Source organism: Streptomyces sp. PA03-6a (assembly GCF_033792765.1).
Taxonomy (GTDB): Bacteria; Actinomycetota; Actinomycetes; order Streptomycetales; family Streptomycetaceae; genus Actinacidiphila.
On the sequence record NZ_JARAVK010000348.1, the window covers coordinates 1 to 7419 of the forward strand.

The 7419-nt window shown below is 67.4% G+C and carries 9 protein-coding genes and 1 pseudogene; 5 read left to right on the forward strand and 5 right to left on the reverse strand.

Features of this window, described 5'->3' with window-relative positions; all coding sequences use genetic code 11:
* Window positions 1-113 precede the first annotated feature (113 nt).
* Entirely contained in the window at window positions 114-872 is a 759-nt protein-coding gene (locus PV350_RS42420) for a hypothetical protein (RefSeq protein ID WP_500338723.1), read from the reverse strand.
* A gap of 238 nt (window positions 873-1110) precedes the next feature.
* Here PV350_RS42420 and PV350_RS42425 point away from each other — a divergent pair, with 238 nt between their 5' ends.
* Window positions 1111-1581, forward strand: coding sequence for a GNAT family N-acetyltransferase (locus PV350_RS42425; protein WP_499511202.1), 471 nt, complete (start codon window positions 1111-1113; stop codon window positions 1579-1581).
* 263 nt (window positions 1582-1844) lie between these two features.
* Here the strand turns inward: PV350_RS42425 and PV350_RS42430 are convergent, their stop codons facing one another.
* Entirely contained in the window at window positions 1845-2057 is a 213-nt protein-coding gene (locus PV350_RS42430) for a hypothetical protein (protein WP_500338731.1), read from the reverse strand.
* Between PV350_RS42430 and PV350_RS42435 the strand changes: the two are divergent.
* The 4 genes and pseudogenes from PV350_RS42435 to PV350_RS42450 form a co-directional block, all read left to right on the forward strand.
* Window positions 1978-2154 (forward strand): annotated as a pseudogene (locus PV350_RS42435) (NUDIX hydrolase); the annotation flags it as partial. The gene PV350_RS42430 and the pseudogene PV350_RS42435 sit on opposite strands and share 80 nt — an antisense overlap.
* Before the next feature lie 142 nt (window positions 2155-2296).
* Window positions 2297-2959: a Type 1 glutamine amidotransferase-like domain-containing protein gene (locus PV350_RS42440; protein WP_500338724.1), complete on the forward strand. Its 663-nt coding sequence runs from the start codon at window positions 2297-2299 to the stop codon at window positions 2957-2959.
* Between the two features lie 224 nt (window positions 2960-3183).
* Window positions 3184-3783, forward strand: coding sequence for a hypothetical protein (locus tag PV350_RS42445; protein WP_500338725.1), 600 nt, complete (start codon window positions 3184-3186; stop codon window positions 3781-3783).
* Between the two features lie 459 nt (window positions 3784-4242).
* Complete coding sequence (locus PV350_RS42450; RefSeq protein ID WP_500338727.1) at window positions 4243-4671, forward strand: hypothetical protein; 429 nt, start codon at window positions 4243-4245, stop codon at window positions 4669-4671.
* 76 nt (window positions 4672-4747) lie between these two features.
* Here PV350_RS42450 and PV350_RS42455 read toward each other — a convergent pair whose 3' ends face one another.
* From PV350_RS42455 to PV350_RS42465, 3 genes are all read right to left on the reverse strand, one after another.
* On the reverse strand, window positions 4748-5110 hold the full coding sequence (locus PV350_RS42455) for a hypothetical protein (RefSeq protein WP_500338728.1): 363 nt from the start codon (window positions 5108-5110) through the stop codon (window positions 4748-4750).
* A 64-nt stretch (window positions 5111-5174) separates the two neighbouring features.
* A protein-coding gene (locus tag PV350_RS42460) for an IS630 family transposase (RefSeq protein ID WP_500338729.1) occupies window positions 5175-6283 on the reverse strand; the annotation gives its coding sequence in 2 pieces (ribosomal slippage) (window positions 5175-5782 and window positions 5782-6283; 1110 coding nt in all).
* A complete protein-coding gene (locus PV350_RS42465) occupies window positions 6283-6669 on the reverse strand; it encodes a hypothetical protein (RefSeq protein ID WP_500338730.1) in 387 nt (128 codons plus the stop codon). Before PV350_RS42465 ends, PV350_RS42460 begins: the two co-directional genes overlap by 1 nt.
* Window positions 6670-7419: the final 750 nt, after the last annotated feature.

A 7419-nucleotide genomic window follows, 5' to 3' on the forward strand; every position in this document is an offset into this window, starting at 1 on the left:
ACTACGAGGACGACTCTCCGCCTTGCGATGCACCGCACCAGACGCCGCTGGGCCCGCCCTCCGGGCGGCCGGCGCTCCTTTGACGACACGGCCTAGTCCGCCGCCCGGGCGGGTCACTCCACGAAGCTGCCGCTCCGCGACCCCATGCGCGCGTCCCCGACCTCCAGCAGGACGTCGGAGATCGTGAAGTGCTTCTCGAGGGCGGTCCGCAGCGACTCCAGGGCTGCGCGGATCTCGGACAGCTGCTCGCGCGGCTCGCGCTCCCGCAGGTACCGGACGACGGATTCGTACGTCGACGGTCCCCATGGGGACGACGTGGCGAGCGCGGTGTCACGCCACCGGGGCGCGAACTCCTCCAGGTTGGCCATCATCCGGCGCTGCCCCTCCCTGCTGCCGGGATGACCGGCGTCCATCGCCCTCGCGAGGTCCTCCTGCGTCGGGGCGAGCGGCAGGGCCCCGGAGCGCATGATGGCGAGGAGCACCTGCAGGGCGTTGAACTTGCCGCTGAGCAGCGGCTGGAGCCGGTTGTAGGCCTCGGGGTCGATGATCTGCAGCGCCACACCGTGGTCACCCATCAGGCCGGAGATCCGCGCGAGGTTCACGATCTGCCGCTGCACACCCCGGGCGACCCAGTCCCCCGCGCGGAGCGCGTACGCGTCGTCACCGTGCTCGAGGTGCCGGCCCATTCGCTCCGCGTAGCCCTCCAGGTTCCCGACGATGCCTTCCGCCTCCAGCATCGCCTCGTTGAGCCGCACGTAGAGGATGAACAGCTCCGCGCCGAGTTTGCGGCGCCGCTTCTCCTCGCGGATCGCCCTCAGTCCCGGCAGCCCTTGCACGAGTGCCTCGACCAGGGTCCGTACCAATTCGACCATCGCTGTCCTTCGCGGTCCGATCACTCATGGATCCCCCGCCGCCTGCGTACGGTGGCGGGAACCGGCAAGGCCGGACCCTAACAGCCGGTCGAAGGCCGCAGGCCCCGGATGCGCCGCCCGGGTCCGCACGCCGCGCCCGGCGCGCCAGTCCCGCTCCGGACGCCGCGGGCCGCATACGCTGCGAGGACGTACGACCCGGCGCCCTCGGCTACGCGTACGCACAGGGAAAGGGTGTGGCATGACGTCCCCAGGCGTGCACCTCCGGGAGATCACCGACGACAACCGCGAGGCCGTCCGCGCCCTGCGCGTCCGGCACAAGCAGAAGCAGTTCGTCGCGTCGGTGTCCCTGTCGCTGAAGCAGGCGGCGAAGATGCCGGACACCAACCCCTGGTACCGCGCCGTGTACCGCGGCGACGAGCCGGTCGGCTTCGTGATGCTGTCGTGGAAACCGCCGACCGGCCCCTACCAAGGACGGCACTTCATCTGGCGCCTCCTCATCGACAAGCACCACCAGGGGCACGGCATCGGCCGGGAGGTGCTCACCCAGATCGCCGACCTGGTCCGCGCGGACGGCGCCACCGAGCTGCTGACCAGCTACGAACCCGGCGACGGCGAACCCTGGCCCTTCTACCGCAAGTTCGGCTTCGAGCCGACCGGCGAGATCGACGACGGCGAGATCGTCCTGCGGCTCGCCCTCCCACCCGGCTGAGCGCCGCGCGGGCGCGTGGACGCAACGGTCACCCGTCGAAGCGCTGCCACGGGATGTCGAGCAGTCCGAGCGGATGCAGTGCGCCGCGGTGCCGGGCGCCGACGCAGACGTCGAGCTTTCTTTCGTCCCCGCTGGGGGCTGACCGCGGCGACGAGGAGCGGATGGGGAAGACCGGCGCCAAGGTCGCCTAGGGCGAGGCGATCTGACGCACACGGGGCAGGGCTCCCCGACGTGACGAGCGCCCTCCCCCGGGAGGGCGCTCGTCACGTCGGCCAAGGCCGGCGCCGCCGGTTCACGGCCCGGGTGCGCGCCTCGCTGTTCGGCATCAGGTGGGCGTACGTGCGAAGGATGAAGCTCGGATCATGGTGACCGAGCCACTCGCTCAGCACCTTGCTGCCCTCCCCCGGCACCGAAGGCACCTCCGCCGAGTCCACAGCCGTCGATTGGCTCACGCCCGAGGAGGTCTCGGCGCGCATGTCCGAGGTCTTCGCGGTTCGGCTCCTGGACGCCCTGGGCAGTGCCGGCCCCCATGTCCGTAGTCACGACGGCAAGCGCCTTGCCGCGGTCCAATGAACGTCGATCGCAGCCGGAGGATGAGCCGAGAGCCCCGGCGACCTGAAGGACCTCTGAAGAGGTCGCCCGAACTGCGATGAGTTCCAGCACGGTCTCGGGTCTTCAGGTACATCCACCTTCTGCACGCGAATTTGGAGGCACCTTGAAGCTCCTGCTTACGTCAGGCGGCGTCACGAACCCGAGCATCCACACGGCGCTCGTAAAGCTTCTCGGCAAGCCGGTCGCCGAGTGCCACGCCCTCTGCATCCCGACAGCACAATGGGGTCACCCGATGTGCGGTCCGGCATCGGTGCGGGGCCTCGTAGCCGCCGAGCCCCGGTGGCAGCACCTGACCGGCCTCGGCTGGGCGTCGCTCGGCGTCCTCGAGCTCACCGCACTGCCCACCATCGGCGCGGAGCGATGGGTCCCCTGGGTCCGGGAGGCCGACGTGCTCCTGGTCGACGGCGGCGACGCGACGTACCTGTGCCACTGGATGCGGGAGTCCGGGCTGGCCGATCTGCTGCCTTCGCTGCCCGACACGGTCTGGGTGGGAGTGAGTGCCGGAAGCATGGTGATGACGCCCCGGATCGGAGCGTACTTCGTCGAGTGGCAGTCCGCGCCGGACGACCGCACTCTGGGAGTCGTCGACTTCTCGATCTTCCCGCACCTGGACGCCTTCCCGACGAACACCCTGGCCGACGCGGAGCACTGGGCCGCCGACATCGGCATCCCGGCCTACGCCATCGACGAACAGACGGCCATCCAGGTCGTCGACGGCTCCGTCGAGCTGGTCTCCGAAGGGCAATGGACGAAATTCGGGTCGTAGCCACCCGACAGTGGCCGTGCCAGAAGGGGCAGCGTCTCACGGGTAGCCACGGGGAACAGCGGTGACGAGGCCGCGTTGCCGCAAGTCAGCGTCCGCCCAGGTGAGGCCCGGTCCGCAGCCTCAGTCTTCCAAACTGGTGCTCTAGGGCCCGTGCTGCAGTGGCTGACGCGTCCATGAGCTTCCGAGGGACGAGGCCATGGACGGCCGCCGGGGTAGCATCCCGCATGCATCGAGTTGAGCAAAATAAAATCAATGGTCACATGGCCGCCACGGCTGCCGTGAGGCAGTTTGCGGAGATCATGCATAGAGAATTGGGACCGCTGGAACTCGCCGGAGCCCATTGGGTCATCGGGGATTCGGCAGGGGAGCATCTGAAGTTCATGCCGGAAGGGATCGCCCTTTGGTCTGATGGCATCGAGAAGCAGATCATCGCTTGGTCGCGGCTTATGGACTTCGGTTTGCAGACCCAGCCTGGAAAATTTGCAAGCTCAAAGGGCCTCGAGCGAGCGACCAAGATCATAACTGATCTGGCGGGACTTCCAAACGGGGGCAACGGCGGGTCCAGGGTTGGCGCGACGTTGCGACACCCGTACATAGACTGGACCGCCAATTTCGATCACCACTCGCGAAAGTATTCTCGCCATCACATCAAGCTGGTAGACGAGTTCTTGAGACAGGTCGTCGAACGGAAAATGGCAAGTCGTCTCGGCGACCCCGAGTGGATGTCCGCAGCTGTCGGCAAGTTGAGCCAAATGCCCGCATCCGGATCTCGACGTCGATCTCGTAAGACCTTCATCGAGGGACTTCTCAGCGACTGCGGTTGAGTCCGACATGGAATAGTTGAGCAGGTATTCAAATGGCGGTGGCAAATCACAATCGCCGAAAGTGACGAGCAATAAAGACACGGGCACCCGCTTGGGCTGCCGTCGTGGTTTTCACACCGCGGCCGATCCAGATGCGATCTACGAGCTGGACCTCCCCTGATGCTCGCTCCCGGCGACCATGTGCACGTCGTCCAGGACCAGTAAGTAGTCATCAAGCGCGCTGGCGGACACGAAGAGAGACCCGTCGGCCCACTGGACTCCGTGGTGCCGGTCTTGGCGTCTCGTCTGACTGCTGCCTTGCCAGATGCGTGCCAGATCGAGCGGCGAACCACGGTCAACGCCGGGCATCGCATGCCCCTCTTACATGGGCAGCAGTGGGCCATCTGCCCAGGTCGCAACTACACGTGCGCACCAACGAGCGGTGATTCCCAAGCTCAGGTGGAGCGGTGAGGCGATAATGTGATCACTATGGCTTCGCCTAATCCGTTCGTGCATCCCCGCTGGGGCTTGACCTTCCACTGGTGGGCCGTGGACCCATCCGGCGAGGTCGCCCTCATCTACTCCGCCTTCGGGCAGGTGCCATGGGCAGCCAACAGCCAGGTACAGGTGATCGACAGTGCGACGAAGGCCGCTCGGGCGAACTACCCGGGCTGGTTCGCCGAGGCCAGACCCACCGGACCCGCGCCGTATCGCTTCGAATGGGACGAAGAGTGCGACGACCACTACACGCGAGTGGAGTCGCCCGCACTCCCCATCTTGATCACCGACCTACCCGACAAGATTGCACAGGCGGCGGGCCTGGTCCGAGTGGCCTTCTCCTTCCGGGACATCACAAGAATCGATCTTGCGTACCCCGACGGCGAAGAAGCCCTGTCAGCCCGCTACTGAACTTGAACTCGTGATGTCGGTCGACTCGTGGTGACGGCGTCAGGGTCCGAGACCGCCGGCTGTTACCGGCTCGGGTTCAGGACGATGGCTGTAGCCAGCGCCGCGCCGCGGCGAGATTCACCTCGACGTCATCGCTCCAAGAGCAGACCTCCAGCCATGAGAGGTAGCCGCCTTGCGCGAAGACCAGGACCTCGCCAGGGCACTCGCCGGTTCCGGTGAACAGCTGTACGTCGACAGCCACGACGGTGCCGAGGCCCGTTGGAGCGGGCTCCACCGCGTCGGCGTCGAGTTCGAAGTAGGCAGTGCCGCACCCGCACTTACAGCGGGATTGCACCCTGAGTTGGGGCACCTGTCGTCGGAGGGCGACGTGAACGGGCTCGTCCGGGCTCAGGACGAGGTCAAGCACGTCGGCTACGTCCTCGGGCAGGCTGTCAGTCATGCCGCCACCGTAGCTGACCACCAGCTTTGGGCTTCGACCAACTTTGGGTCGGTCGACCCCACGCTCACAGGTCCAGGGCCAGGTCGGTGCCGGCGAGGCAGCCGTCGATGGCCTCCGGTCGGTACTGCAGCATCTTCACTTTGCGCTTCACGGTGCGGGTGATCTGGCCGAGGTCGGCCGCGGCGAGGTTGCCGATGTCCCGCTTGACCAGCGACCAGACGCCCTCGGTCGGGTTGAGGTCCGGGGCATAGGTGGGCAGCTGGAACACGGTGAGCCACTCGGCGTTCGCGTCGATGAACTCGCGCATGCCGACCGTCAGGTGCAGGCGGACGTTGTCCCAGACCAGCACGATCGGTCCGCCGAGCTGGATGCGAGCGCGGACGATCAGGTCGCGGAAGTCGCGCCAGCCAAAGCCCTTCGGCTCGTCCTTGCGGCCCCGATACTCGCGGATCGCGTAGATCAGCCGGGACCGCTGGCCCGGCTTGTAGCAGGCCATCCCCGCCATCGACACGCGACCCGAGCCCCGGCCCCTCACCCTCACGACCGGGGTCTGGCCGATCCGGCCCCAGGTCCTGGCGCGCGGCGGAGTCATCGACTGCCCGGCCTCGTCCTCGAAGACGACCCAGGCGCTGCGCTCCGCCGCGGTGCTCTTACCCGCGGCCAGGTCTCCTTCTTCCACACCTCGACCGCCTCGTCATCGCGCTCGATCGCCCGTCGAGTGGGCTGCTGCCAGCTCCAGCCGTGGCGCTTCAGCAGCCGCCAGGTGCCCTCGACCCTGTAGGAGACGTGGAAGAGCCGGCCGATCAGCGTCTTGATCCGTGCCAGCGTCCACCGCTGGTCCGCCCAGCCGTGAGCCAGTGGACCACGCTCCAACTCCTGCTCCAGCCTGGCGATCTGGGCTTCACTGAGTCGAGGTCTTCCCGGCGACCCCTTCGACAGGACTCCCGCCTCGCCGCCCTCGCGCCAGGCCCGGCGCCACCGCTCGACCGACCGCAAGCTGATCCGCAGGGCAGCGGCAATCTCCGCGTTCTTCTGCCCGCCCTCGAAACGCTCCACGGCCTGGAGCCGTAACCGCTCCCGCGTGGTCCTCTCGGCGTCGGTCAGCCCGCCGCCCTGCGCATACCTTCGACAGGCAACGGATTGCCGTGCTCGAACTTGCAAGGCGCGTGTCATCAGCCCGTGCGATCCGGACGGCCGGAGGTCACGTAGTCGTAGTACTCGTCGCTGATGAAACCGAGATTGACCCACCGGTCAGCGATGGCGCCGAACTCCTGCTCAGCCAAGCGGATGGCATCCTCCGGACTCGTCACCGTTGTGATCTTCTTTCCCCACGCCTCGTCGTCCGGGTCAAGGGGTGAAAGATCGGCGATGTCACGCAAGCCATCGGAAGGGACGTCTTCAACCTCTTCCAAGTAGACGCCGATGCCCTCACGGCCAGGGCTGAGCGCGATCCAGCGGACGCCATGCCGGCCGTCTCGCTCCACGGCGCCGAGGAACTGTTCGATCTGCTTGCCTCGACGCAGCGCTCCGAGCGCGAATGCTGGGGTGAGATGGCGCACCTACTCGCCCTTCCTCTGATCGCCTGGGCCAACGACACATTGTCTTCAGGATCTACATCAGGGATCGGTGCCCAACCCCCAGCAGGCCCGAGTCGCTTGCCGTCAAGCTCCGCGCGTGCCGCTTCCCGGCTTGATCTGCGCACCCTCGACGACCCTGACCACCAGGCTTACACGGCCAGATGTCCCTCAACACACGAGCGCCCTCCCGGGCCGTCCTGGGGCCGTGGAAGGGCGGTCGTGAAGACCGCCGACACGTCGGCGAAGAGGAACCGCCGGCAGGAGGGCGCACGCCCGGTCTCCTCAAGCCGGCGCATCCACGCACGCAGGTACAGCGGCCGGGAGGACGCCATGGGCCGGGCGCGGGCGGTAGCCCGGGCCGGGCCGCCACTTCGCAGGCAGCCCGGACTCCTCCCCGTGAGTCCTTGACTGAACTTGTTCGGTTCATCCCTTTGCCGCCCGTGGACCGGCGATCTCCCAAGGACGGGACCGCGAGGTGGCCGCGCGCAGCGCCGCCCGCCAGGGCCTGTCCGACGAGTCGCGTCAACGGCCCCGCGCCCGGCGGCGCCGTCACCCGAATGGCCCAACACGACGTGCCACCCACATGGGTGAAGATCAGGCTGACTAGTGTCCCAACCGAGGCAATGCGTGAAAGGGGAACCACATGCGCATTCGACGAATGCTCGTCGCCGTCATCGGCACGGCAGCCCTCGCCGGACTCGGCCTCACAGGCGCCGCCACCGCCACCGCCGC

What these genes read in the sequence shown, in the direction of transcription:
- PV350_RS42420 (WP_500338723.1), bottom strand. Translation starts at nt 872, where the DNA reads ATGGTCGAATTGGTACGGACCCTGGTCGAGGCACTCGTGCAAGGGCTG.
- PV350_RS42455 (WP_500338728.1), bottom strand. Translation starts at nt 5,110, where the DNA reads ATGACTGACAGCCTGCCCGAGGACGTAGCCGACGTGCTTGACCTCGTC.
- PV350_RS42430 (WP_500338731.1), bottom strand. Translation starts at nt 2,057, where the DNA reads ATGCGCGCCGAGACCTCCTCGGGCGTGAGCCAATCGACGGCTGTGGAC.
- PV350_RS42445 (WP_500338725.1), top strand. Translation starts at nt 3,184, where the DNA reads ATGCATCGAGTTGAGCAAAATAAAATCAATGGTCACATGGCCGCCACG.
- PV350_RS42425 (WP_499511202.1), top strand. Translation starts at nt 1,111, where the DNA reads ATGACGTCCCCAGGCGTGCACCTCCGGGAGATCACCGACGACAACCGC.